26 protein-coding genes and 1 pseudogene are annotated in these 24482 nt (G+C 71.5%); 8 read left to right on the top strand and 19 right to left on the bottom strand.

Annotation, left to right across the window (positions count from 1 at the left end):
• Window positions 1-74: 74 nt before the first annotated feature.
• Window positions 75-1892 (top strand): endonuclease/exonuclease/phosphatase family protein, encoded by a 1818-nt coding sequence (locus ACIQR3_RS09450; protein WP_403536431.1) that lies wholly within the window; start codon window positions 75-77, stop codon window positions 1890-1892.
• On the opposite strand, the gene ACIQR3_RS09445 is transcribed toward ACIQR3_RS09450, so the two are convergent.
• Together ACIQR3_RS09445 and ACIQR3_RS09440 are read right to left on the bottom strand one after the other, a co-directional pair.
• Window positions 1852-2559 carry an antibiotic biosynthesis monooxygenase gene (locus tag ACIQR3_RS09445; RefSeq protein ID WP_403536429.1) on the bottom strand — a complete coding sequence of 236 codons (708 nt, stop codon included), beginning with the start codon at window positions 2557-2559 and terminating at the stop codon, window positions 1852-1854. The two genes, ACIQR3_RS09450 and ACIQR3_RS09445, sit on opposite strands and share 41 nt — an antisense overlap.
• 92 nt (window positions 2560-2651) lie before the next feature.
• Window positions 2652-3035, bottom strand: coding sequence for a DUF3618 domain-containing protein (locus tag ACIQR3_RS09440; RefSeq protein ID WP_403536427.1), 384 nt, complete (start codon window positions 3033-3035; stop codon window positions 2652-2654).
• A 185-nt stretch (window positions 3036-3220) separates the two neighbouring features.
• Here ACIQR3_RS09440 and dapA point away from each other — a divergent pair, with 185 nt between their 5' ends.
• Complete coding sequence (gene dapA, locus ACIQR3_RS09435; RefSeq protein WP_403536425.1) at window positions 3221-4114, top strand: 4-hydroxy-tetrahydrodipicolinate synthase; 894 nt, start codon at window positions 3221-3223, stop codon at window positions 4112-4114.
• A 13-nt stretch (window positions 4115-4127) separates the two neighbouring features.
• Here the strand turns inward: dapA and ACIQR3_RS09430 are convergent, their stop codons facing one another.
• Together ACIQR3_RS09430 and ACIQR3_RS09425 are read right to left on the bottom strand one after the other, a co-directional pair.
• Window positions 4128-4352 carry a hypothetical protein gene (locus ACIQR3_RS09430; protein WP_403536422.1) on the bottom strand — a complete coding sequence of 75 codons (225 nt, stop codon included), beginning with the start codon at window positions 4350-4352 and terminating at the stop codon, window positions 4128-4130.
• A 92-nt stretch (window positions 4353-4444) separates the two neighbouring features.
• Window positions 4445-4720, bottom strand: a pseudogene (locus ACIQR3_RS09425) (ATP-binding protein); the annotation flags it as partial.
• A gap of 124 nt (window positions 4721-4844) precedes the next feature.
• On the opposite strand from ACIQR3_RS09425, the gene ACIQR3_RS09420 reads away from it, so the two are divergent.
• The gene (locus ACIQR3_RS09420) at window positions 4845-5627 is read left to right on the top strand and encodes a GntR family transcriptional regulator (RefSeq protein WP_403536420.1); all 783 of its coding nucleotides are present in this window, start codon (window positions 4845-4847) and stop codon (window positions 5625-5627) included.
• 117 nt (window positions 5628-5744) lie between these two features.
• On the opposite strand, the gene dapD is transcribed toward ACIQR3_RS09420, so the two are convergent.
• From dapD to ACIQR3_RS09360, 12 genes are all read right to left on the bottom strand, one after another.
• Window positions 5745-6734, bottom strand: a complete 990-nt coding sequence (gene dapD / locus ACIQR3_RS09415) for a 2,3,4,5-tetrahydropyridine-2,6-dicarboxylate N-succinyltransferase (RefSeq protein ID WP_403536417.1) — start codon at window positions 6732-6734, stop codon at window positions 5745-5747.
• A 111-nt stretch (window positions 6735-6845) separates the two neighbouring features.
• Window positions 6846-7412 carry a TetR/AcrR family transcriptional regulator gene (locus ACIQR3_RS09410; protein ID WP_403536415.1) on the bottom strand — a complete coding sequence of 189 codons (567 nt, stop codon included), beginning with the start codon at window positions 7410-7412 and terminating at the stop codon, window positions 6846-6848.
• Entirely contained in the window at window positions 7412-7732 is a 321-nt protein-coding gene (locus ACIQR3_RS09405; protein WP_403536413.1) for a DMT family transporter, read from the bottom strand. Before ACIQR3_RS09405 ends, ACIQR3_RS09410 begins: the two co-directional genes overlap by 1 nt.
• Before the next feature lie 64 nt (window positions 7733-7796).
• A complete protein-coding gene (locus ACIQR3_RS09400) occupies window positions 7797-8786 on the bottom strand; it encodes a sulfotransferase family protein (protein ID WP_403536411.1) in 990 nt (329 codons plus the stop codon).
• Between the two features lie 117 nt (window positions 8787-8903).
• Window positions 8904-9236, bottom strand: a complete 333-nt coding sequence (locus tag ACIQR3_RS09395) for a metal-sulfur cluster assembly factor (RefSeq protein WP_215165559.1) — start codon at window positions 9234-9236, stop codon at window positions 8904-8906.
• On the bottom strand, window positions 9233-9706 hold the full coding sequence (gene sufU, locus ACIQR3_RS09390; RefSeq protein WP_403536409.1) for a Fe-S cluster assembly sulfur transfer protein SufU: 474 nt from the start codon (window positions 9704-9706) through the stop codon (window positions 9233-9235). Before sufU ends, ACIQR3_RS09395 begins: the two co-directional genes overlap by 4 nt.
• Before the next feature lie 11 nt (window positions 9707-9717).
• Window positions 9718-10974 carry a cysteine desulfurase gene (locus ACIQR3_RS09385; RefSeq protein WP_403536406.1) on the bottom strand — a complete coding sequence of 419 codons (1257 nt, stop codon included), beginning with the start codon at window positions 10972-10974 and terminating at the stop codon, window positions 9718-9720.
• Window positions 10971-11735 (bottom strand): Fe-S cluster assembly ATPase SufC, encoded by a 765-nt coding sequence (sufC, locus tag ACIQR3_RS09380; RefSeq protein WP_215165553.1) that lies wholly within the window; start codon window positions 11733-11735, stop codon window positions 10971-10973. The genes ACIQR3_RS09385 and sufC overlap by 4 nt, the downstream gene beginning before the upstream one ends.
• A gap of 7 nt (window positions 11736-11742) precedes the next feature.
• Window positions 11743-12060 (bottom strand): non-heme iron oxygenase ferredoxin subunit, encoded by a 318-nt coding sequence (locus ACIQR3_RS09375; RefSeq protein ID WP_403536404.1) that lies wholly within the window; start codon window positions 12058-12060, stop codon window positions 11743-11745.
• The gene (sufD, locus tag ACIQR3_RS09370; protein ID WP_403536402.1) at window positions 12057-13247 is read right to left on the bottom strand and encodes a Fe-S cluster assembly protein SufD; all 1191 of its coding nucleotides are present in this window, start codon (window positions 13245-13247) and stop codon (window positions 12057-12059) included. The genes ACIQR3_RS09375 and sufD overlap by 4 nt, the downstream gene beginning before the upstream one ends.
• Window positions 13248-13303: 56 nt before the next feature.
• Window positions 13304-14725, bottom strand: a complete 1422-nt coding sequence (sufB, locus tag ACIQR3_RS09365) for a Fe-S cluster assembly protein SufB (protein WP_403536399.1) — start codon at window positions 14723-14725, stop codon at window positions 13304-13306.
• On the bottom strand, window positions 14722-15453 hold the full coding sequence (locus ACIQR3_RS09360; RefSeq protein WP_403536397.1) for a helix-turn-helix transcriptional regulator: 732 nt from the start codon (window positions 15451-15453) through the stop codon (window positions 14722-14724). The genes sufB and ACIQR3_RS09360 overlap by 4 nt, the downstream gene beginning before the upstream one ends.
• Before the next feature lie 160 nt (window positions 15454-15613).
• Here ACIQR3_RS09360 and ACIQR3_RS09355 point away from each other — a divergent pair, with 160 nt between their 5' ends.
• The 4 genes from ACIQR3_RS09355 to ACIQR3_RS09340 all read left to right on the top strand — a co-directional run bounded on the left by ACIQR3_RS09355 (window position 15614) and on the right by ACIQR3_RS09340 (window position 19282).
• Window positions 15614-16426: an aminoglycoside N(3)-acetyltransferase gene (locus tag ACIQR3_RS09355; RefSeq protein ID WP_403536394.1), complete on the top strand. Its 813-nt coding sequence runs from the start codon at window positions 15614-15616 to the stop codon at window positions 16424-16426.
• Between the two features lie 105 nt (window positions 16427-16531).
• On the top strand, window positions 16532-17455 hold the full coding sequence (locus ACIQR3_RS09350) for an ABC transporter ATP-binding protein (protein ID WP_403536391.1): 924 nt from the start codon (window positions 16532-16534) through the stop codon (window positions 17453-17455).
• On the top strand, window positions 17452-18219 hold the full coding sequence (locus ACIQR3_RS09345; RefSeq protein ID WP_403536389.1) for an ABC transporter permease: 768 nt from the start codon (window positions 17452-17454) through the stop codon (window positions 18217-18219). The genes ACIQR3_RS09350 and ACIQR3_RS09345 overlap by 4 nt, the downstream gene beginning before the upstream one ends.
• A gap of 55 nt (window positions 18220-18274) precedes the next feature.
• Window positions 18275-19282, top strand: a complete 1008-nt coding sequence (locus ACIQR3_RS09340; protein ID WP_403536386.1) for a heme A synthase — start codon at window positions 18275-18277, stop codon at window positions 19280-19282.
• 40 nt (window positions 19283-19322) lie between these two features.
• On the opposite strand, the gene ACIQR3_RS09335 is transcribed toward ACIQR3_RS09340, so the two are convergent.
• From ACIQR3_RS09335 to ACIQR3_RS09325, 3 genes are all read right to left on the bottom strand, one after another.
• Window positions 19323-20429, bottom strand: a complete 1107-nt coding sequence (locus ACIQR3_RS09335; RefSeq protein ID WP_403536383.1) for an amidohydrolase family protein — start codon at window positions 20427-20429, stop codon at window positions 19323-19325.
• Window positions 20430-20554: 125 nt separating this feature from the next.
• A complete protein-coding gene (locus ACIQR3_RS09330) occupies window positions 20555-20938 on the bottom strand; it encodes a hypothetical protein (RefSeq protein WP_403536381.1) in 384 nt (127 codons plus the stop codon).
• A 90-nt stretch (window positions 20939-21028) separates the two neighbouring features.
• Window positions 21029-21982, bottom strand: a complete 954-nt coding sequence (locus ACIQR3_RS09325; protein ID WP_215165606.1) for a heme o synthase — start codon at window positions 21980-21982, stop codon at window positions 21029-21031.
• Window positions 21983-22368: 386 nt separating this feature from the next.
• On the opposite strand from ACIQR3_RS09325, the gene tkt reads away from it, so the two are divergent.
• Window positions 22369-24456, top strand: coding sequence for a transketolase (gene tkt / locus ACIQR3_RS09320; protein ID WP_403536378.1), 2088 nt, complete (start codon window positions 22369-22371; stop codon window positions 24454-24456).
• The last annotated feature ends 26 nt before the right edge of the window (window positions 24457-24482 follow it).

Here is a 24482-nt window from a genome sequence, read left to right as displayed (position 1 = left end):
GGGCCTGCGCGCTTCCCTCTCCTCACGCTTCCCGCGCTTCCCGGCGTCCGACGTCACGTCCCCGGAGGGACCCCATGCCGAGCAAGTCGTCCGCGCGCCTCGCCGCGCTCACCGTCGCCGCCGTCTGCTCAGCGGCGTCCACCGTCGTCCTCGTCCCGTCCGCGCACGCGGCCTCGGTGCGCGTCCACGACATCCAGGGCACCACGAGGCTCTCCCCGTACGCCGGTCAGCAGGTCACCGACGTGGCCGGAATCGTCACCGGCGTCCGGACCTACGGCTCCTCCAAGGGCTTCTGGATCCAGGACCCGTCCCCGGACGCCGACCCGGCCACCAGCGAAGGCATATTCGTCTTCACCAGCTCCGCCCCGAAGGTCACGGTCGGCGACGCGGTCACCGTCTCCGGCACGGTCTCGGAGTACGTTCCCGGCGGCACCTCCTCCGGCAACCAGTCGCTGACCGAGATCACCCGCCCCACGGTCACCGTCGTCTCGTCCGGCAACGCGGTCCCGGCCGCGACCCGGATCACCGCCCGCTCGGTGCCGCGCGCCTACACCCCCGAGGCCGACGGCGGCTCCGTCAACACCCTGCCGCTGCGCCCCGCCCGCTACGCCCTGGACTACTACGAGTCCCTGGAGGGCATGAACGTCCAGGTCTCCGACACCCGCGTCACCGGTGCCACCGACCCGTACACCGAGCTGTGGGTGACGGTGAAGCCCGAGGAGAACCCGAGCGCGGGCGGCGGCACGGTCTACGGCTCCTACGACTCCCAGAACACCGGCCGGCTGCAGATCCAGTCCCTGGGCGCGGTCGCCGACTTCCCCGACGCGACCGTGGGCGACACCCTCGCCGGCACCACGGCGGGCCCGCTCGACTACAACCAGTACGGCGGCTACACCCTCGTCGCCAACCGGCTCGGGACCCTGCGCGACGGCGGCACCGAGCGCGAGACCACCCGCGCGCAGCGGCGCGACGAGCTGGCGGTGGCGACGTACAACGTCGAGAACCTCGACCCGTCCGACGACACCTTCGCCGCGCACGCGGAGGCGATCACGCACAACCTCGCCTCCCCCGACATCGTGTCCCTGGAGGAGATCCAGGACAACAACGGTGCCGTGAACGACGGCACGGTCGCCGCCGACGAGACGATGGCGAAGCTGATCGACGCGATCGTGGCGGCGGGCGGCCCGCGCTACGAGTGGCGCTCGGTCGACCCGGCCGACGGCGAGGACGGCGGCGAGCCCGGCGGCAACATCCGCCAGGCGTTCCTGTTCAACCCCGAGCGGGTCTCCTTCACCGACCGCGCGGGCGGCGACGCCACGACGGCCACGGAGGTGACGAAGGTCCGCGGCAAGGCGGCGCTCACCCTCTCCCCCGGCCGCGTCGACCCGGCGGACGAGGCTTGGGAGAACAGCCGCAAGCCGCTGGCCGGCGAGTTCGTCTTCCGGGGCAAGACGGTCTTCGTCATCGCCAACCACTTCGCCTCCAAGGGCGGCGACCAGGGGCTGACCAGCCAGTACCAGCCCCCGGCGCGCAGCTCCGAGACGCAGCGCCACCTCCAGGCCACGGCCGTCAACGCCTTCGTCAAGGACATCCTCGCCACCCAGAAGAACGCCGACGTCGTCACCCTCGGCGACATCAACGACTTCGAGTTCTCCACCACCACCCAGCTCCTGGAGGACGGCGGGGCCCTGTGGTCGGCGGTCAAGTCGCTGCCGCGCGACGAGCGTTACTCGTACGTCTACCAGGGCAACAGCCAGGTCCTGGACCAGATCCTGATCAGCCCGTCGATCCGGCGCGGCGGGCACTTCCGTTACGACAGCGTGCACGTCAACGCCGAGTTCCACGACCAGATCAGCGACCACGACCCGCAGGTGCTGCGGTTCCGTCCGTAGCGGACGGGCCCGGCACGAGGCCGAGGGCGTGGCCGTACCGGCCGCTGGTGAAGCCGCGCAGCCCCGGCCAGGTCCGGGCCCCGTCCCAGTGTGCGGCCGGCGCGTCGTCGTACGCGCCGGCGCTCTCCCACTCGGCGTAGATCAGGACGTGGGTGCCGTCGGTGCTCAGGTGGAAGTGGGCGGAGATCAGCCCGGGGCCGCGCTCGACCGTCCCGAGGAGCCGGTCGGTCCAGCCGACGCGGCGCTCGGCGGCCTCCGGGGCGAAGTCGGCGCGCACGACGACGACCAGGCCGGGGACGCGGGTGTCCCCGGCCGCCCGCTCCAGGCCGCCGTGCCGTCGGTACCGCCCGAGCCCCAGCCGCTCGATCCCCGGCACGGCGGTGTCGATCTCGTCGACCCGCTCCTGCCGGTGCGTCTTGACGAACGCCTCGTACGCCTGCTCGCTCGCCCACTGCGAATGGTGCAGCAGGGTCTCACCGTCGTGTCCGGTGTAGACGTGGTAGCTCCGCAGGCCGTCGGCGGGCCACGGCCGCCGCTCCCAGGTCCGGGCGATCGCCTCCACCGCCTGCCGCTGCCGCTCGGGCGTGCCGACCCGCCAGGTGCTGAAGAAGGGTGCCCCGGCGTCCGGACGGGTGAGATCGGGGTGGGTGTCGGTACGGCGGGTCATGCCGGCCTCCGTCGAGTGGGTGAGCGTCGCGTGCGCTCACCACCCTCCGGCCTGAACCGGACTTGAGGTCAAGGAAGCCCCCCGACGTCACGTCAGCGGCGTCCGCCGCCCCGCCGCCACAGCACCCCGACCGCGACGACCGCGCCCGCCACCGCGCCGGCGATCAGCACCGGCCGCGGCTGCCGCAGCCCCGTCCGCACCGGTTCCGGCACACCGCGGCCGGCCCGGCTCGCCCGGTCCTGCACCGTGTGCCCGGCCCGCACGGCGCTGCTGCGCAGTTGCACGGTCAGCGCACCGGCCTTGTCCCGCAGGTCGGCGGCGCGTGCCGTCGCCCGCCCCTTCACATCCGCCCGGCCCGCCAGCTCCCCGACGGTGTCCCCGAGCCGTCCGCGGACCTCCTCGATCTGCCGCCGCAGCTCGTCGGGCCCCTTGGCCCCGGCCGTCGCCGTACCGCTGCCGCCCCTCGACTTCGTCATCAGTGCGCCCTCCCTGAGCCTGCTCCGTTCCTGACGGCCACGGGTACCCGGCCCCGCCGCCCGCTACGCACGCCCCTTCCCGGGCGGCCCGGCGGGCGGCCACGCACGACATTTCAGCGGCGCTTACCAGATATCGGTAGGGATATTAAGTGGAGCTGCACACTCCACCGGCCGACACTCCCTCCATGACGACCACCCCCACTCCTCCCTTCGGCCGCGCCCTGTGCGCCATGGTCACGCCCTTCACCGACTCCGGCGCCCTCGACCTCGACGGTGCCCGCCGCCTCGCCGACCGCCTGGTCACGCGGGGCTGCGACGGCCTGGTCCTGTCGGGGACGACGGGCGAGTCCCCCACCACCACGGACACCGAGAAGACCGCGCTGATCTCGGCGGTACGGGAGGCGGTGGGCGACCGGGCGACGATCGTCGCCGGGGTGGGCAGCGCCGACACCCGCCACACCGCGGCCCTGGCCCGCGCGGCCCAGCACGCCGGCGCGGACGGTCTGCTGGTGGTCACGCCGTACTACAGCAGGCCGCCGCAGGACGCGCTGGAGGCCCACTTCCGCGAGGTCGCCGACGCGTCGGACCTCCCGGTCATGCTCTACGACATCCCCGCCCGCACCGGCACCCGCGTCGAACCCGCCACGCTCCTCCGCCTCGCCGCCCACCCGCGGATCGTCGCCGTCAAGGACTGCGCGTACGACCTCCTCGGCACCCAGCGGGTGCTGTCCCGCACCGGCTTGGCGTACTACACCGGCTGCGACGAGTACGCCCTGGCGCTGTACGCGACGGGCGGCACCGGCTACGTCAGTACGGTCGCGAACGTGATCCCGCACCACATGCGCGCGATCCTGGACGCCCACGACGCGGGCCGCACGGCCGAGGCGGCCCGGCTCCAGCTGCGGGCGAGCGAGCTGATCGAGGCGATGATGGCCGCGGGCCTGCCCGGAACGGTCACCGCCAAGACCCTCCTCCACCACCTCGGCCTCCCCGGGGGCCCGGTCCGCGCGCCTCTGCGCCCGGCCGGCCGGGAGGCGGCCGACGTGCTGCGGGCGGCGTACGAGCGCCTGGCCGCCTGACGGGACGTCCAGGTCACTGCCAGCGGTACCCGTCCCCGAACAGCAGCGTGTGCTCCAGCACATCCTCCATCGGGTCGTCGACCTGCCCGACGTTGACCAGTCCGATCCGGGGCCCGTTGTGCGAGCCGGTGTTGGTCTCGTCGGCGTGCGCGGACCCCGCCGGAAGCCAGCAGGCCACGGCCACGGCCCCCGCCCCGGTCGCCCAACGCGCCACAGCCTTCGCCCGCTTGTTCCTCATACCAGACCTCGTTCCGTCGGTTGGCGTCTGATGGGACTGGAGATGCCACCTGTTCATCTGCCAAACGGGTGGCGAGGTCACGGTCGAACTGCTCAGCGCCACGCCTCAGCCATGACGAAGGAGACGACCGTCCCACCGAACCCGCTCGGACCAGAACGCCAGGAGTCTGCAAGGGAGTCGACCAGCAGCAGCCCACGTGCGTGTACGTCGCCGGCGTCCGGCCGACGGAGGCACACACTCGCGGGGATTCCCGGGCTGTGCACATCCACACGCAGCGAGCAGCCTTCCCGAAACCACTCGACCCGAACGACCCACTTGTCGTCCGACCGCCCGTGAAGAACCGCGTTGGTCACCGGTTCCGAATACATCTCTGGAGATGTCAATCGAGGCGTTCATCAGCCCATCGCGGCATCCGTGCACACGACTACGCCCAGCAAGCAAGCGCCTGACCTACGGCCTAGGGTGTCTAGAGAAGCGAGGAGGGTTCCGGACATGGCCACTACCGACGAGGACCGTCGGCCCAAGTACCAGCGGATCGCGGACTCCCTGCGCGAGGCGATCCAGGCGGGCGACTATGGCCCCGGTGACCGGCTTCCGGGCGAGAACGACCTCCTGGCCACGTACGGCGTGGCCCGCATGACGGCCCGCCAGGCACTGAGCGTTCTGCGGGACGAAGGCATCGCCGAGGCCCGCAAAGGCGCCGGCGTGTTCGTCCGCGCCTTCCGCCCGCTCCGCCGCCGGGGCATCGACCGACTGGCGTCCGACCGCTGGGGCAACGGCCGTTCCATCTGGTCGGCGGAGATCGAGGACCGGGCGCTGGTGGTGGACCGGATCACCGTGTCCGAGGAGCCGGCTCCCGACCGCGTCAGCGCGGTACTGGAGCTGCCCGGCAACGACACAACGGTGTGCGTGCGGCGCCGCCGCTACGTCCTGGACGGCAAGCCGGTCCTGCTGGCGACGAGCTACCTGCCCCTCCCCCTGGTCACCGGCTCCGCGATCACACAGGAGGACACCGGCCCCGGCGGGACCTACGCCAGGCTCGCCGAACTCGGCCACGAGCCGGTGCACTTCCGGGAGGAAGTCCGCTCCCGTATGCCATCGCGGCAGGAGGCGGCGGAACTGGGCATGTCCGCAGGCACCCCCGTCCTCCTCGTCTGCCGCACCGCCTTCACGGACGAGGGCCGCCCGGTCGAAGTGAACGACATGACCCTCGATGCAGCGTCGTACGTGCTGGAGTACGGCTTCGACGCGGGCCCGCCGCGCCAGAATCCCTGACAGGCCCCAACCACCGTTACCTGGACGCTGGTCGACAGAGCGCCCTCCCGGGCCGTCCCCGGCCACGGAAGGGCGCCCAGTTCAGCGCTGACGACCGCGCGTCACGGCCGCCCGTGCTCAGTTGTGGCTGTGCAGCACGTCGTTCAGCCCGCCCCACACCGCGTTGTTCGGCCGGGCCTCCACCGTCCCCGTCACCGAGTTGCGGCGGAAGAGGATGTGGGACGCGCCGGAGAGTTCGCGGGCCTTGACGATCTCGCCGTCGGGCATCGTGACGCGCGTGCCGGCGGTGACGTAGAGGCCGGCCTCGACCACGCACTCGTCGCCCAGCGCGATGCCGACGCCCGCCTCGGCGCCGATCAGGCAGCGCTCGCCGATGGAGATGATGACGTTGCCGCCACCGGACAGCGTGCCCATCGTGGAGGCGCCGCCGCCGATGTCCGAGCCGTCGCCGATGACGACACCGGCGGAGATGCGGCCCTCGACCATCGACGTGCCCAGCGTGCCCGCGTTGAAGTTGACGAAGCCCTCGTGCATGACCGTGGTGCCCTCGGCGAGGTGCGCGCCCAGGCGGACGCGGTCGGCGTCGGCGATGCGCACGCCCTTGGGGGCGACGTAGTCCGTCATGCGGGGGAACTTGTCGACCGAGGTGACCTGGAGGTGCAGGCCCTCCGCGCGGGCGTTGAGCCGGACCTTCTCCAGGTCGTCGACGGCGACCGGGCCCAGCGAGGTCCAGGCGACGTTGGCGAGGTGGGCGAAGATGCCGTCCAGGTTCTGGCCGTGCGGCTTGACCAGGCGGTGGGAGAGCAGGTGGAGGCGCAGGTAGACGTCGTGCGCGTCGATCGGCTTCTCGTCCAGGGAGGCGATGACCGTGCGGACCGCGACCACCTCGACGCCCCGGCGGGTGTCCGGGCCGACGGCGGCCGTGGCGCCGCCGCCGAGGAGTTCGGCGGCCTGTTCGGCGGTGAGGCGCTCGGTGCCGGACGGGCCGGGCGCGTCGACCAGTTCGGGGGCGGGGAACCAGGTGTCGAGAACGGTGCCGTCGGCGGCGACGGTGGCCAGGCCGGCGGCCACGGCACCGGTGGTGCGGGGAGCAGTCGTGTCGGTCATGGGGGCAACTTAACCGGCCGGGCACGCCGAGGGCGAACCAGCCCGCTGGTACGTCTCACCTGCCGGTCGCCGCCGGACCGGACATCCGGTCCGGCAACCCGCCGGCCCACCTCACCCGCCGGTCGCCGCCCGGCCGGGCACCCGGCCCAGCACCCGCCCCAGCACCTCCCGCGCGTACCCCTCGTCGTACGCCGTCCCCGTCAGCAGCACCTGCAGACAGATCCCGTCCATCAGCGCGACCACCGCCCGCGCGGTGACCGGGTCGGTGCGGTGGGCGAGCAGGCCGGCCACGCCGTCCGCCCACTCCGCCGCCACCGGGCGCAGGGCGGGCCGCCGCAGGGCCGCCAGGTACAGCTCGTACTCCAGCTCCACCCCCGTGCGGTCGCCCGCCAGCCACTCCCCCAGCACCCGGGCGAGTCCCCCGGCCAGGTCGGCGGCCGGGTCCCGCAGCGCCGGGTGGGCCGCCAGCACCTCGGCGAAGCCCTCGTTCGCCTGGCGCAGCGCCGCCACCAGCAGCTCGTCCAGCGTCGCGAAGTGGTACGTCGTGGAGCCGAGCGGTACGTCCGCCTCCGCGGCGACCGTGCGGTGGCTGAGCCCCGCGATGCCGCCCCGGCCCACCACCCGGATCGCCGCGTCGATGATCCGCTGCCGGCGGCCGGGGTCGTGGCGGCGGGGCATCAGTGCGCCCCGCCCAGGTTCAGCACCACCACTCCTACGATGATCAGCGCGATCCCGGCGGCCTTGGCGGCGGTCATGCCCTCGCCCATGAAGACGACGCCGATCGTGGCGATGGCGGCCGTGCCGAGGCCGGACCAGATGGCGTACGCCGTGCCGACGGACAGCGTCTTCAGGGTCTGGGCCAGCAGGGTGAAGGAGATCACGTAACCGGCCACCGTGAGCAGGCTCGGCACCAGTCTGCTGAACCCCTCGCTGTACTTCATCGCGGTGGTGCCGGCGACCTCCGCGGCGATGGCGCCGACGAGCAGCAGGTATCCCATGCGGACGAGCGTACACAGGAGTCGTGTACGGGCGTACACATAACGGGTGATCAGATGCCGGTGATCAGATGCCGGGCAGCGCCTCCGCGACCGGGCCCCGTTCCCCCAGCCGGGTCCGCCGGTCGCGCAGCCGCCGCCTGGCGTGGGCCGCGCGGCGCAGTGCCGACACCCGGCGGTAGCGGAGCAGCTCGCCGGGGGCGGGGCGGACCGCGCCGCTCGGCTCGTAGCCGGCCCGCGTCAGCCGGTCGCCGAACGCGGCCTCGCACAGGCGGAGCTGGTCGGGGGTGAGCCGCTGCCGCCAGGTGCCCGAGCGGGAGGCGTCCAGCGCGCCGTGGGTGTTGCGGTGCCAGGTCTTGCGGGCGGGCACGGCGACCTCCGCGAGCCGGTGCGGCTCGGTCATCGACGGGGCGTACTCCTCGCCCAGGTAGGCGCACAGGTCCCGCAGCACCGGTTCGGGGTCGGTCAGCAGATCCTCGTAGCGCAGTTCGTGCCAGCCGTCCGGGCCCAGGCGGCGGGCGTGGCGGCGGGTGGTGTCCATGACCTGGGACCAGGTGGCGACCGCCTCGTGGAACCCGGCGTGCCACCACGGCATCCGCAGCAGCGAGGCCACGCAGTCCCGTCCGTCGCGCACCAGGTGCACGAACTGCGCGTCGGGGAAGAGGCGCAGGATCTCCGGGACGTGCAGGGCGTACGCCGGGCGCTTGTCGCCCCAGCGGGCCTTGCCGTGCCGCTCGGCGTAGGCGCGCAGTACGGTGCCCAGCGCCGAGCCGAGGGTCGGCGGCCCGTCGGTGATGCGGGCCGCCACGGTCGCCGGGTCGAGTCCCAGCTCGTGGAAGCGGGTCTCCCGCCGCCCGGTGATCCACTGGGCCAGCCCGGCCCGGTTGCCGCGGTCGCGCAGGTCGCCGAAGGCCGGCCGGCGCTCGTAGGCCGGGAGCACGAAGCGGTTCTCCGGCGGCAGCGCGATCCTCGGGTGGGCGTGCAGCATCAGCTGGAGCAGGGTGGTGCCGGAGCGGGGACAGCCGAGCAGGAAGACGGGGCGGGTGGAAGCGGTCACCGGCCCACGCTGCCGCGCGGGTCTGAGCGGAGGCTGAGAGCGAGGGGAGAAAGGGATGTGAAACGGCGACGGCCCCCGGCGGGTCGCGCCGGGGGCCGTCGTACGGCGAGGGGTGGCTCAGACGTTGAAGCCGAGCGCGCGCAGCTGCTCCCGCCCGTCGTCGGTGATCTTGTCGGGGCCCCACGGCGGCATCCAGACCCAGTTGATGCGCAGTTCGCTGACGAGGCCGTCCGTGGCGGACTTGGCCTGGTCCTCGATGACGTCGGTCAGCGGGCAGGCCGCCGAGGTCAGGGTCATGTCGACGGTCGCGATGTTGGCGTCGTCGACGTGGATGCCGTAGATCAGGCCCAGGTTGACGACGTCGATGCCCAGCTCGGGGTCGACGACGTCCATCAGGGCCTCGCGCAGCTCCTCCTCGGAAGCCGGCTTCATCTCAACGGTCTCGGTCATGCCGTCTTCCTTTCGGCGTCGGTGCCGGCGCCGTCCAGCGCCTGGGCCGTCGCGTCCTTCCACGCCATCCAGCTCAGGAGGGCGCACTTGACCCGGGCCGGGTACTTCGACACCCCGGCGAACGCGACGGCGTCCTCCAGGACGTCCTCCATCGCGTCGTCGGGCTCCAGCTTGCCCTTGGACTGCATCAGCTCCAGGAAGGTCTCCTGGATCTTCTGCGCCTGGGCGACGTCCTTGCCGACGAGCAGGTCGTTCAGTACGGAGGCCGACGCCTGGCTGATGGAACAGCCCTGCCCCTCGTACGAGACGTCCTCGATCGTCGTGCCGTCGTACTTCACTCGGAGGGTGATCTCGTCGCCGCACGTCGGGTTCACGTGGTGAACCTCGGCGTCGCCATCGCGCAGACCACGCCCGTGCGGGTTCTTGTAGTGGTCCAGGATGACTTCCTGGTACATGGAGTCCAGCTTCACGCCTCAGCCCCTCATCCGAAGAAGTTCCGTACGTGCTCCAAGCCGTCGACCAGGGCGTCGATCTCGGCCGGCGAGGAGTACAGATAGAACGACGCTCGCGTGGTCGCAGGAATTCCGTAGCGCAGGCAGACGGGCCGGGCGCAGTGGTGGCCGACCCGGACCGCGATGCCCTGCTCGTCGAGGACCTGGCCCACGTCGTGCGGGTGGATGTCACCGAGCGTGAAGGAGATCGCGGCGCCGCGCTCCTCCGACGAGGTCGGGCCGATTATGCGGAGGTCCGGGACCTCCATCAGCCGCTTGACCGCGTAGTCGGTCAGGGCGTGCTCATGGGCGAGGATCTTGTCCATGCCGATCGCCGACAGGTAGTCGATCGCCGCGCCGAGGCCGACCGCCTGGGCGATCGGGGGCGTGCCCGCCTCGAACTTGTGCGGGGCGGGCGCGTAGGTCGAGGAGTGCATCGACACCGTCTCGATCATCTCGCCGCCGCCGAGGAACGGGGGCAGGTCCTCCAGGAGTTCCTGGCGGCCCCACAGGACGCCGATGCCGGTCGGGGCGCACATCTTGTGGCCGGTGAAGGCCACGAAGTCGGCCTGGAGGGCCTGGACGTCCAGCGGCATGTGCGGTGCGGCCTGGGAGGCGTCGATGCACACGAGGGCGCCGACCTCCTGGGCGCGGCGGACGATCGCCTCGACCGGGTTCTGGGTGCCCAGGATGTTGGAGACCAGCACGAAGGAGACGATCTTCGTCTTCTCGGTGATGATCTCCTCGATGTCGGACAGGTCGAGGCGGCCGTCGTCGGTCAGGCCGAACCAGCGGAGCTTCGCGCCGGTGCGCTGCGCGAGCAGCTGCCACGGCACGATGTTGGAGTGGTGCTCCATCTCCGTGATGACGATCTCGGTGTCGGAGTCCACGCGGTAGGGCTCGTCGGCCCAGCCCAGCATGTTGGCGACGAGGTTGAGCGACTCGGAGGCGTTCTTGGTGAAGACCACCTCGTCGCGGGAGGGCGCGTTGATGAACTCCGCGACCTTGTCGCGCGCGCCCTCGTACAGCGCCGTGGCCTCCTCGGCGAGGACGTGCACGCCACGGTGGACGTTGGCGTTGTAGCTCTCGTAGTACTCGCTGAGAGCGTCGAGCACCTGACGCGGCTTCTGCGACGTCGCCGCGTTGTCCAGGTACACGAGCTTGCGCCCTTCGTGGACCTGGCGGTCCAGGATGGGGAAGTCCTTGCGGATCGCCTCGGTGTCGAGGAGGCCCGGCAGCTGTGTCACGCGGATACGCCACCCTTCGTGTACGCCTCGTAGCCCTCTTCCTCCAGCTTGTCGGCGAGTTCGGCGCCGCCGGACTCGACGATGCGACCGCCTGAGAAGACGTGGACGAAGTCGGGCTTGATGTAGCGCAGGATGCGCGTGTAGTGCGTGATCAGCAGGGTGCCGACCTCGCCGGACTCGCGGACGCGGTTGACGCCCTCGGACACGATGCGCAGCGCGTCGACGTCGAGGCCGGAGTCGGTCTCGTCGAGGATCGCGACCTTCGGCTTGAGCAGCTCCAGCTGGAGGATCTCGTGGCGCTTCTTCTCACCGCCGGAGAAGCCCTCGTTGACGTTGCGCTCGGCGAAGGCGGGGTCCATGTTGAGGCGCTCCATGGCCTCCTTGACCTCCTTCACCCAGGTGCGCAGCTTGGGGGCCTCGCCGCGGATGGCGGTGGCGGAGGTGCGCAGGAAGTTGGAGACGGAGACGCCGGGGACCTCGACCGGGTACTGCATGGCGAGGAAGAGGCCGGCGCGGGCGCGCTCGTCGACGGACATCTCGATGACGTCCTCGCCGTCGAGGGTGACGGTGCCGCCGGTGATCGTGTACTTGGGGTGACCCGCGAGGGAGTAGGCGAGGGTCGACTTGCCGGAGCCGTTGGGGCCCATGATGGCGTGCGTCTCGCCCTGCTTCACGGTCAGGTCGACACCCTTGAGGATCTCCTTCGTGGCGTTGTCGGCCTCGACGGTGACGTGCAGGTCTCGGATTTCAAGCGTTGCCATGGGTGCCTCAGGACTCCTGGGTGAGGGAGACGAGCACGTCGTCCCCTTCGATCTTTACGGGGTAAACGGGGACGGGGCGCGTCGCCGGAAGACTGTCGGGCTTGCCGGAGCGCAGGTCGAAGCGCGAGCCGTGCAGCCAGCACTCGATGTGGCAGTCGTCGACCTCGCCCTCGGAGAGGGAGACGTTCGCGTGCGAGCAGATGTCGTTGACCGCGAACACCTCGCCCTCCGTACGGACGACGGCGACCGGCGTGCCGTCGAGTTCCACCCTTTTCGGGGTGTCCTCCTCCAGCTCGCCCAGCCCGCAAGCGCGTACGTAGGTCATGCGACCGACGCCTCCAGCTCCTGCTCGATCTTGGCGATCAGGCGCTCCTCGATGTCCGGGACACCGATCTGCTGGACCAGTTCGGCGAAGAAGCCGCGGACCACCAGGCGGCGGGCGTCCAGCTCGGGGATGCCGCGGGCCATCAGGTAGAAGAGCTGCTCGTCGTCGAAGCGGCCGGTGGCGCTGGCGTGGCCGGCGCCGACGATCTCGCCGGTCTCGATCTCCAGGTTGGGGACCGAGTCGACGCGGGCGCCGTCGGTGAGGACGAGGTTGCGGTTCATCTCGTAGGTGTCGGTGCCCTCGGCCTTGGCCTCGATGAGCACGTCACCGATCCACACCGCGTGCGCGTCGTCGCCCTGGAGCGCGCCCTTGTAGACGACGTTGGACTTGCAGTGCGGCACATTGTGGTCGACCAGGAGGCGGTGCTCCTGGTGCTGGCCCTTGTCGGTGAAGTAGAGGCCGAACAGCTCGGCCTCGCCGCCGGGGCCGGCGTACGTGACGCGCGGGTGCAGGCGGACGACGTCGCCGCCGAAGGTGACGACGACCGACTTGAAGGAGGCGTCGCGGCCGATCAGCGTGTTGTGCTGGGCCACGTGGACGGCCTTGTCGTCCCAGTCCTGGACGGAGACGACGGTGAGCTTGGCGCCGTCGCCGAGGACGTAGTCGACGTTGGCGGCGAGCACCGCGTCACCGGTGTGGTCGATGACGACCACGGCTTCGGCGAACGCGCCCAGCTCGATCACCTGGTGGGCGTAGGCGACCCCGCCCTGGCCGTGCACGGCGATGCGGACCGGCTCGGTGAGCACCGTCTCCTTGGGGACGGTGATGACCGAGGCCTGCTCGAACGCCGAGTACGCCTGGGCCGCGATGCGGTCCACCGGGGTGCCGGCCTTGCCGAGCCGCGCGTCGTCCCGGCCGACGGTCTCGACGGTGACGCCCTCGGGGGCCTCGACGTCGGCCTTGACGCCGTCACCCGAGGCGGTCGCCGTGCCGTCGTGCAGGCCGCGCAGCCGCTCCAGCGGGGTGAACCGCCACTCCTCCTCCCGGCCGTGCGGGACCGGGAAGTCGGCCACGTCGAAGGACGGGGGCGCGCTCATGCGGGTGGCGACGGTCGAGTCGGCCTCGGCGGCCACCGCGATCGCACCGGCGGTGGTGGAGCCCACCGGGATGTTCTGAGCCTCAGCCATGGCTGTCGTAGTGCTCGCTTTCCGTTACGTAAGGGTTTGACGGTACGGCGCGGGGGTCAGCCGACCGCGCCTTCCATCTGCAGCTCGATCAGCCGGTTGAGTTCGAGGGCGTACTCCATCGGCAGTTCCTTGGCGATCGGCTCGACGAAGCCGCGCACGATCATCGCCATCGCCTCGAACTCGGTCAGACCGCGGCTCATCAGGTAGAAGAGCTGGTCCTCGGAGACCTTGGAGACGGTCGCCTCGTGGCCCATGGACACGTCGTCCTCGCGGACGTCCACGTAGGGGTAGGTGTCGGAGCGGGAGATGGTGTCCACCAGCAGCGCGTCGCACAGCACGTTGGACTTGGCGCCGGGGGCGCCCTCGCCGATCTCGATCAGGCCGCGGTAGGAGGTGCGGCCGCCACCGCGCGCCACCGACTTGGAGACGATGTTGGAGGACGTGTTCGGGGCCATGTGGACCATCTTGGCGCCGGCGTCCTGGTGCTGGCCCTCGCCCGCGAAGGCGATGGACAGGGTCTCGCCCTTGGCGTGCTCGCCCATCAGGTAGACGGCCGGGTACTTCATCGTCACCTTGGAGCCGATGTTGCCGTCGATCCACTCCATGGTCGCGCCCTCGTACGCCACGGCGCGCTTGGTGACCAGGTTGTAGACGTTGTTCGACCAGTTCTGGATGGTCGTGTAGCGGCAGCGGGCGTTCTTCTTGACGATGATCTCGACCACGGCGGAGTGCAGCGAGTCCGACTTGTAGATCGGCGCGGTGCAGCCCTCGACGTAGTGCACGTAGGCACCCTCGTCGACGATGATCAGGGTCCGCTCAAACTGGCCCATGTTCTCGGTGTTGATCCGGAAGTAGGCCTGGAGCGGGATCTCCACGTGCACGCCCGGCGGGACGTAGATGAAGGAGCCGCCGGACCACACGGCGCTGTTCAGCGACGCGAACTTGTTGTCACCGACCGGGATGACGGTGCCGAAGTACTCCTTGAAGAGCTCCGGGTGCTCCTTGAGCGCGGTGTCGGTGTCCAGGAAGATGACGCCCTGCTCCTCCAGGTCCTCGCGGATCTGGTGGTAGACGACCTCGGACTCGTACTGGGCCGCGACACCCGCGACGAGGCGCTGCTTCTCCGCCTCCGGGATGCCGAGCTTGTCGTACGTGTTCTTGATGTCCTCGGGCAGGTCCTCCCAGGACTCCGCCTGCTTCTCCGTGGAGCGCACGAAGTACTTGATGTTGTCGAAGTCGATGCCGGAGAGGTCCGAGCCCCAGTTCGGCATGGGCTTCTTCTCGAACAGCTTCAGGCCCTTGAGGCGGAGCTTGGTCATCCACTCCGGCTCGGACTTCTTGGCGGAGATGTCGCGGACGACGTCCTCGTCGATGCCGCGCTTCGCAGAGGCGCCGGCCGTGTCGGAGTCGGCCCAGCCGTATTCGTACTTGCCCAGGCCCTCGAGCTCAGGGTGGGCAGTCTCCGTGGGGAGAGTCATGCGGGGTTCCTCCCGGCCGTGCTTACGGATGCGTTGTCAGTGGTCTTGGAAGTCTTCGGAATGAACGTCGTGCAGACGCCGTCGCCGTGCGCGATGGTCGCCAGCCGCTGTACGTGAGTACCGAGCAGCTCGGCGAAAAATTCCGTCTCGGCCTCGCACAGCTGCGGGAATTTCTCGGCGGCGTGGGCGACCGGGCAGTGATGCTGGCAGAGCTGCTCACCCTGCTGGGGGTGGGGAGCGCTGCGCGCGGTGGCAGCGTACCCGTCCGCGCTCAGGGCCTTGGCCAGCGCTTCCGCCCGCCGCTCGGGGGGCGCCGCCTCGACGGCCTTGCGGTACGCGCCGCTCTGAGCGGCGATCCGGGCGCGGGCGAAGGCGGCGACCGCCTGCTCCCCGCCCTCGCGCTCGGCGATCCAGCGCAGCGCGTCCACGGCGAGCTTGTCGTAGGACTGGTCGAAGGCGTCCCGGCCGCAGTCGGTCAGCGCGAACGCCTTCGCGGGCCGCCCGCGCGTGCGCGCGCCGTAGACGCGGCGGTCGCGGGGTTCGACCACGTTGTCCGAGGTGAGCGCGTCGAGATGGCGGCGGACGGCGGCCTGGGTGAGGCCGAGGCGGTCGGCCAGCTCGGCGACGGTCGACGGTCCGTGGTCCAGGATGGACCGCGCGACGCGGTTGCGCGTGGAGCGCTCACCGGTCGCGAGCTCCTCGTGGGGCACCTCGCCGACGTATTTCACAACGCCATTGTTGCGTAATTCCTCCGACCCCGGCAAGCCACGCCAGGACCCCCCGACGGTGCCGTGCGTCACTTAGGTATACCTAATCTGACCTGCGGAAACGATCATTGATCGATCAAAACGGTAGCGCGCCCGAGCCCCCTCGGGGACACTCGCCAGCATGCCCGCACCCCCTCCCACCGGCCCACTCGTCACCCGAGGCACCCTCGCCGGCGAACTGCGCGCCCTCGGCGTGCGCTCCGGCGAGATCCTCCTGGCCCACTCCTCGCTGCGCTCCCTGGGCTGGGTGTGCGGCGGTGCCGTGGCCGTGGTCCAGGGACTCCTGGACGCCCTCGGCCCGGACGGCACCCTGGTGGTGCCGACCCAGACCGCCGACCTCTCCGACCCGGCCCTGTGGACGAACCCGCCGGTGCCCGCCGACTGGTGGCCCGCCATCCGCACCGCCATGCCCCCGTACGACCCGCGCACCACCCCCGCCCGCGGCGTCGGCGTGGTCCCGGAGACCGTACGGACCTGGCCGGGCGCCCTGCGCAGCGCCCACCCGCAGACGTCGTTCGCGGCCGTCGGCCCGCGCGCCGCCGAGGTCGTCGCGGACCACGCCACCGACTGCCGGCTCGGTGAGCGCAGCCCCCTCGCCACCCTGGAGCGGCTCGGCGCCCGGGTCCTCCTCCTGGGCGCCGGCTACGCCTCCTGCACCGCCTTCCACCTGGCCGAGTACCGCATACCCGCCCCGCTCGTCGAGGTGGGCCGCCCCGGTCCCTACGGCTGGGAGCGGGTCACGGAGGTGTCGATCACCTCGGACCGGTTCGACGAACTGGGGCACGACTTCGAACGGGACCGGCCCGTCGTACGCGGCACGGTCGGGGCGGCCGACGCGCGCCTGTTCCCGGTGGCGGACGCGGTGGCCTACGCCGAGCGGTGGCTGGCGCTGCACCGTCCCCGCGCGGAGGAGACCGCGCACCGCCGCGCCTGAACCCCTCCGGCCGGACCGCCCCTCCCGGCCCGTGCCCTCCCCGTGCGGAGGACATCGCGCACCCCCGCGCCCGGGCCCCCGCGCGCCTCCCTAGACTCGTGACCCATGCGAAGCGAGCCCGTGGTCCAGGTCCAGGCCCTGGTGAAGCGGTACGGCACGAAGACCGCGGTGGACGGCCTCGACCTGGTGGCCCGGGCGGGCGTGACCGCCGTCCTCGGTCCCAACGGGGCGGGCAAGACGACCACGGTCGAGACCTGCGAGGGGTACCGCGGGCCGGATTCCGGCACGGTGCGCGTCCTGGGCCTCGACCCCCGGCGCCAGGCCGCCGAGCTGCGGCCCCGCATCGGCGTGATGCTCCAGTCCGGCGGCGTCTACTCCGGTGCCCGCGCCGACGAGATGCTCCGCCACGTCGCCAGGCTGCACGCCCACCCGCTGGACGTGCCCGCCCTGATCGAACGCCTCGGCCTCGGCTCCTGCGGCCGGACCGCCTACCGCCGGCTCTCCGGCGGCCAGCAGCAGCGGCTCGCGCTGGCGATGGCCGTGGTGGGGCGCCCGGAGCTGGTCTTCCTGGACGAACCCACCGCCGGCCTGGACCCGCAGGCCCGCCGCGCCACCTGGGACCTGGTCCGGGACCTGCGCGCCGACGGCGTCTCGGTGATCCTGACCACGCACCACATGGACGAGGCCGAGCAGCTCGCCGACGACGTCGCGATCATCGACGCGGGCCGGGTGATCGCCCAGGGCTCGCCCGAGGAGCTGTGCCGCGGCGGCGCCGAGAACACCCTGCGCTTCACCGGCCGTCCCGGCCTGGACGTGGCGAGCCTGCTCAAGGCCCTCCCGGCCGACTGCTCGGCGGCCGAGCTGACGCCGGGCGCCTACCGGGTCACCGGCAAGATAGACCCGCAGCTACTGGCGACGGTGACGTCGTGGTGCGCCCAGCACGGGGTGATGCCGGACCGGATCTCGGTGGAACGGCACACCCTGGAGGACGTCTTTCTGGAGCTGACCGGCAAGGAGCTGCGTTCATGACGACCGGCATCCACACCCCGAAGCCCGGCGCCGCGCCCCTCCCCCGCATGATCGCCGCCCAGGCCGTCCTGGAGACGAAGATGCTGCTGCGCAACGGCGAGCAGCTGCTGCTGACGGTGATCATCCCGACGCTGCTGCTGGCGCTGTTCAGCACGGTGGACATCATCGACACCGGCGCGGGCGAGGCCGTCGACTTCCTGGCCCCCGGCGTCCTCGCGCTCGCCGTGATGTCGACGGCGTTCACGGGGCAGGCCATCGCCACCGGCTTCGAACGCCGGTACGGAGTGCTGAAGCGGCTGGCGGCCTCGCCGCTGCCCCGCTGGGGCCTGATGACCGCCAAGACCCTGTCCGTGCTGGTCACCGAGGTGCTCCAGGTCGTCCTGCTCACGGTGATCGCGTTCGCGCTGGGCTGGTCCCCGCACGGCAACCCGTTCGCCGTGCTCCTCCTGCTGGTGCTCGGCACGGCGGCCTTCTCCGGCCTCGGCCTGCTCATGGCCGGCACCCTGAAGGCCGAGGCGACGCTGGCCGCCGCCAACCTCGTCTTCCTGCTGCTGCTGGTGGGCGGCGGCGTGATCGTGCCGCTGGACAAGTTCCCCGACGCCGCGCAGAGCGTCCTGGGCCTGCTGCCCATCTCCGCGCTCTCCGACGGGCTGCGGGACGTGCTCCAGCACGGGGCCGGGATGCCCTGGGCCGACCTCGGCATCCTCGCCGTATGGGCGGTCGTGGCCCTGGGCGCGGCGGGGAAGTTCTTCCGCTGGGAATGAGGGGAATGACACCGAGCCGGACCCTCGTGAACGCGTGCACAAGCGGCCCCCTACGATGGACCGCGTGCCAAACGTGACCCGCGACGACCTCGCAGCCGCCGTGCGCAACCCGCTCGCCTTCATCGCCGCGCGCTGGACCCCGCAGCCCCGCACCGTCCAGCGGTCGGCGCTCTCCGCCCTCGTGATGTCGGTGATCATCGTCGGCACCGGCGGCGCCGTCCGCCTGACCGGCTCGGGCCTGGGCTGCCCGACCTGGCCCAAGTGCACGGACGAGTCGCTCACCACCACCAGCGAGATGGGCTTCCACGGCGTCATCGAGTTCGGCAACCGGCTGCTGACCTACGTGCTGTGCGCGGCGGTCGGCTGGGCGATCATCGCCGCCCGGTCCGAGAAGCCGTACCGGCGCTCGCTGACCCGGCTGGGCTGGGCGCAGTTCTGGGTCGTGATGGGCAACGCGATCCTCGGCGGCATCGTCGTCCTGGTCGGTCTGAACCCGTACACCGTCGCCGCCCACTTCCTGCTGTCCACGGCCCTGATCGCGGTCGCGACCGTGATGTGGCAGCGCACCCGGGAGGGCGACGCGGCACCGCGCCCCCTGACCGGCACGTCCGTCCAGCAGCTGGTGTGGGTGCTGGTCGTCGTCTCCGTACTGCTGATCGCGGCCGGCACGGTGGTCACCGGCGCCGGTCCGCACGCGGGCGACTCCAGCGAGGTCCCGCGCATGCCGCTGGACTGGGAGATGGTCTCCAAGGCGCACGCCGTGCTGGCGTGGATCGTGGTGACGCTGACCTTCGCCCTGTGGTTCGTGCTGAAGGCGGTCGACGCGCCCCAGGGGCCGCTGGCCCGCACCCGGGAGCTGTTCCTGATCCTGCTGGCGCAGGGCGTCATCGGCTATGTGCAGTACTTCACCGACCTGCCCGAGGTCCTGGTCGGCCTGCACATGGTCGGCTCGTGCCTGGTGTGGATCGGCACCCTGCGCGTCCTGCTGGCGCTGCGCGAGCGGCCGCGGGAGGACGCCCCGGTGCCCGGCCCGGCGACGGAAGCCACGCTCACCCGGGCCTGACCCGCTCACTTCAGGCCGTACACCGAGGTCTGCCCCGGGCTCACGCCAAGCCGTACACCCGCACCGCGTTCCCCGCGGCGATCATCCCCGCCACCCGCTGCGCGTCCGCCAGGGACCACGCCCCCTCGGTCACCCAGGTGCCGAGCACCCGGCCGAGCGCCTCGCGGAACAGCCGGGCGCCCACCACGTGCAGCTCGGGCAGGCCCCCGCCGCCGCTGGAGAAGAGGATCTTGCCGAAGGGGGCCAGCTCCAGGATCTCGGCGAGGACGGTGGCCGCGCGGGCGCCGGTGCGGACCAGGGCGGCGCCCGAGTCGGCGTACACGTGCGAGAAGGCACCGGCGAGGTGGGCCGCGTGCCGGTGGTACGGGTAGCCGTGCAGCAGGACGAGGTCGGTGCCGAGGCCGGCGGTGGCCCGGACGAAGCCGGTGAGCAGCACCGGGTCGGTGCGGTCGGTGTGCGGGCCGGGCTCGCCGAGGCCCGCGTGGAGCTGGAGCGGCCGTCCGGAGGCGACGGCGATCCACAGCAGGTGACGCAGCAGCACCGGGTCGCTCAGCTCGCCGCCGGCCCGGCGTCCGGCCAGCCAGCGTCCGGCGGCGCCGCGCACCTCGCCCGGCTCCGGCGGCTCGGGCACCAGGGCCAGGCCGTGCCGGACGCCCGCCACCGAGGTGAAGGCGACGGCGTGGGCGGCGGCGCCGTGCACCGCCTCGGCGAGGTTGGCGAGGAAGGACTCCACCGTGCCGGAGGTGTCGGCCACCTGTTCGGCCAGCGGTTCGAGCCGCACGATCTCGTGGGCGTCGGCCGCCGCCGCGGAGGCCAGCTCGGCCGGGCCGGTGAGGTCGCCGGGCAGCCCCGTGTCGACCAGGTACGTGGTGATGCCGCTGCCGCGCAGCAGCTTGCGGTCCGCCTCCAGCACGCCCAGCTCGCGGCGCCGGGCCAGATAGCGGGCCGGCGGACAGTGCGGCTCCAGGCCGAGCAGGGGCGGGCACCAGCGGCGTACGGCGAACCCGGTCTGGGTGTCGAACAGGGTGGTGCCCGGGGCGGGCGGGCCCTCGGTGCGGCCGAGCTGGGCCTCGAAGGTGCCGAGGCCCAGCTCGGTCCGGAGGACGCCGTGGCAGTACTGGTCCACCAGGGACGGCGTTTCGATCATCCGGGCTCCCCGAGTAGACGCCGTGCTGCTGCTCACGAGTCCTAACGGGTGAACGGGGTCTCAGGTGATGCCCTGCCGCCGCTCAGGTGACGCCCTCCGCGCCTCGGGCACGGTTCCGCCGGCAGTCAGCCGTTGCGGGGGCCGCCGAGCTGGAGCCCTGCCATCCGCGACCACTCGTACGGCCCCGTCCGCACCTTCCCCGCGAACTCGCCGTCGAAGGACTCGTGGACGGTGATCCCCGCCTTCCCGACCGCCTGCTCGGCGATCTCGTACGACGGCGCGACCAGGTCACCCCAGTCGCCGTCCGCGCCGACGAGCACGATCCGCGCGCCACGCCGGCCGAGGTGGGCCACCTGGCCCTCGGCCCCGCCGTGCGCCTTGGCGAAGGCCCCGATCCGCCCGGCCAGCCGGCCCGCCGTGCGCTCGGCCTTCGCGGCGGCCGTCGCGGCGGCCTTACCGGCGCCCTTCTCGGGGTCCTGCTGCGTCCCTGCCTGCTCCGTGTCTGCCATGGCCAGGATGCTACCGACGGGTAGCGGAAACGGCGACGGGCGGGGTACGTGGCCCGGGCCACGTACCCCGCCCGTCGGACGTGGGGAAGGTCAGCGCAGGAACGGATCGATCGCGACCGCGAGGAACAGCACCGACACATAGGTGATCGACCAGTGGAACAGCCGCATCTCCTTGAGCTTGGCGCCCGTCGCCTCCGCCTTGGCGCGGTTCTGCAGCCCGTGCGCCTCCCACAGCCACATGCCGCCCGCGAGCAGGGCGACGGCCGTGTAGAACCAGCCGGTGTAGCCCAGCGGGGTCAGCAGCAGGGAGACGACGACCATCACCCAGCTGTAGATGACGATCTGCTTGGCGACGACCTTGTTGGAGGCGATGACCGGCAGCATCGGCACGCCCACGCGCGCGTAGTCGTCCTTCACCTTCATGGACAGCGGCCAGTAGTGCGGCGGCGTCCAGAAGAACATCACCAGGAAGAGGATGACCGGCGCCCAGGAGATCGAGTCGGTCACCGCGGACCACCCGATCAGCACCGGCAGACAGCCGGCGATGCCGCCCCAGACGATGTTCTGCGAGGTGCGGCGCTTGAGGATCATCGTGTAGACGACGACGTAGAAGAGGAGCGCGCCGAGGGAGAGCCAGGCCGAGAACCAGTTGACGGTCAGGCCGAACAGCAGCGTGGAGACCACCGCCAGGGCGATGCCGAAGACCAGGCACTCGACCGGGCTGACCATCCCGGTGACCAGCGGGCGCTGGGAGGTGCGGTCCATCAGCGCGTCGATGTCCCGGTCGATGTACATGTTCAGCGCGTTGGCGCCGCCCGCGGAGAGGTAGCCGCCGATACAGGTCAGCAGCACCAGCTTCAGATCGGGCACGCCCTGTTCGGCGAGGAACATCACCGGAACGGTGGTGATCAGCAGAAGCTCGATGATCCGCGGCTTGGTCAGCGCCACGAACGCCTTGACACGGGCCCCGAACGGCCGGTGACTCGGGCTCTGGCTCGTCCCGATAACCCCCGCAGGACGGGATTCAACGGCCGTCACGCACACCCCTGACAGAGACATCCCAGCGAGCTTCCCGTGCATCCCCGTGTGAAGTGCGGGTAAAGGCTCGCGCGTACCACGCCACTTTAGACGTTGCCCCTACCCCGGCCTTCGCGGGGGTGGGGTCGTGTTGGCGGCCGTGCTCCGACGGGCGTGCGCGGAGTCGATTGAGCAGTCAGATGAGCGCCTCCGTATTCACTTGCCGAATGCCGTTTCACCCGGTCGACAGGCGGATCACACAGACTCCCGGCAGTCTGGAATAGCGGGGAAAAGCGCACGTACTTGCGGGGGTAGGCTCGACAGCGGCCGGCCGATGCCGAAAGAACGCCGGCAGCCGGTGGGCGTTTCGCGCACACCGGCAACCGACATGTGGAGAGGAGCCCTGACCCAGGGTGAGCACCAAGCCGACCACCACAGACCTCGAGTGGACCGAGCTGGACCAGCGGGCCGTAGACACGGCCCGCGTCCTGGCCGCCGACGCCGTACAGAAGGTCGGTAACGGCCATCCGGGTACGGCGATGAGCCTGGCACCTGCCGCCTACACCCTCTTCCAGAAGGTGATGCGGCACGACCCCGCCGACGCGGACTGGGTCGGACGCGACCGCTTCGTGCTGTCCGCCGGACACTCGTCCCTGACCCTCTACACCCAGCTCTACCTGGCCGGCTTCGGCCTGGAGCTGGACGACCTGAAGTCCTTCCGGACGTGGGGTTCGAAGACCCCGGGCCACCCCGAGTACGGCCACACCACCGGCGTGGAGACCACCACCGGCCCGCTGGGCCAGGGTGTCGCCAACGCGGTGGGCATGGCGATGGCCGCCCGCTACGAGCGCGGCCTGTTCGACCCGGAGGCCCCGCAGGGCGAGTCTCCGTTCGACCACTTCGTCTACTGCATCGCCGGTGACGGCTGCCTCCAGGAGGGCATCTCCGCCGAGGCGTCCTCCCTGGCGGGCCACCAGAAGCTCGGCAACCTGATCCTGCTGTGGGACGACAACCACATCTCGATCGAGGGCGACACCGAGACGGCCGTCTCCGAGGACACCGTCAAGCGCTACGAGGCCTACGGCTGGCACGTCCAGCGCGTCGCCCCGAAGCCGGACGGCGACCTGGACCCGCACGCCCTCTACGACGCCATCGAGGCGGCCAAGCAGGTCACCGACCGGCCGTCGTTCATCGCCATGCGGTCGATCATCGCCTGGCCCGCGCCGAACGCGCAGAACACCGAGGCCGCGCACGGCTCGGCGCTCGGCGACGACGAGGTCGCGGCCACCAAGCGCGTCCTCGGCTTCGACCCGGAGCAGACCTTCGAGGTCTCCGACGAGGTCATCGGCCACACCCGCAAGGCGCTGGAGAAGGGCCGGGCGGCCCGTGCCGTCTGGGAGAAGGCGTACCAGCAGTGGCGGGACAACAACCCCGAGCGCGCCGCCGAGTACGACCGCATCGCCAAGGGTGAGCTGCCCAAGGGCTGGGAGGAGAAGATCCCGGTCTTCGAGACCGGCAAGGGTGTCGCCACCCGTGCCGCCTCCGGCAAGGTGCTCCAGGCGCTCGGCGCGGTCGTGCCCGAGCTGTGGGGCGGCTCCGCCGACCTGGCCGGCTCGAACAACACGACGATCGACAAGACGTCGTCGTTCCTGCCCGAGGGCAACCCGCTGCCGGAGGCCGACCCGTACGGCCGCACCATCCACTTCGGCATCCGCGAGCACTCCATGGGCGCGGAGATGAACGGCATCGCGCTGCACGGCAACACCCGCATCTACGGCGGCACCTTCCTGGTGTTCTCCGACTACATGCGCAACGCCGTCCGCCTCTCCGCCCTGATGCACCTGCCGGTGACGTACGTGTGGACGCACGACTCCATCGGTCTCGGTGAGGACGGCCCGACCCACCAGCCGGTCGAGCACCTTGCCTCGCTGCGCGCCATCCCGGGGCTGAACATCGTCCGTCCGGCCGACGCCAACGAGACGGCCATCGCCTGGCGCGAGATCCTGCGCCGCTGGACGAAGGAGTTCGGCAAGGGCCAGCCGCACGGTCTGGCGCTGACCCGCCAGGGCGTGCCGACGTACGAGGCCGACGACGACGCGGCGCGCGGCGGCTACGTGCTGTTCGAGGCGGAGGGCGGCGAGCCGCAGCTCATCCTCATCGCCACCGGTTCCGAGGTGCACCTCGCCGTCGAGGCGCGCGAGCGGCTGCAGGCCGACGGCGTGCCGACGCGCGTGGTGTCGATGCCGTGCGTGGAGTGGTTCGAGCAGCAGGACCAGGGGTACCGGGACAGCGTCCTGCCCCCGTCCGTGAAGGCCCGCGTCGCCGTCGAGGCCGGGATCGGCCTCACCTGGCACCGTTACGTCGGGGACGCCGGCCGCATCGTTTCCCTGGAGCACTTCGGTGCTTCCGCCGACGGCAAGGTGCTCTTCCAGGAGTTCGGTTTCACTGCGGAGAACGTCGTCGAAAAGGCGAGGGAATCGATCGCCGCGGCCCAGCGCTGACGCTCGTATAACGACACGTAGGAGAT

The sequence above is a fragment of the Streptomyces sp. NPDC090994 genome (genome assembly GCF_044768905.1).
Classification (GTDB): domain Bacteria; phylum Actinomycetota; class Actinomycetes; order Streptomycetales; family Streptomycetaceae; genus Streptomyces.
Note: the sequence above shows the minus strand (reverse complement) of the source record. Positions and strands in the feature narration are given on the sequence as shown.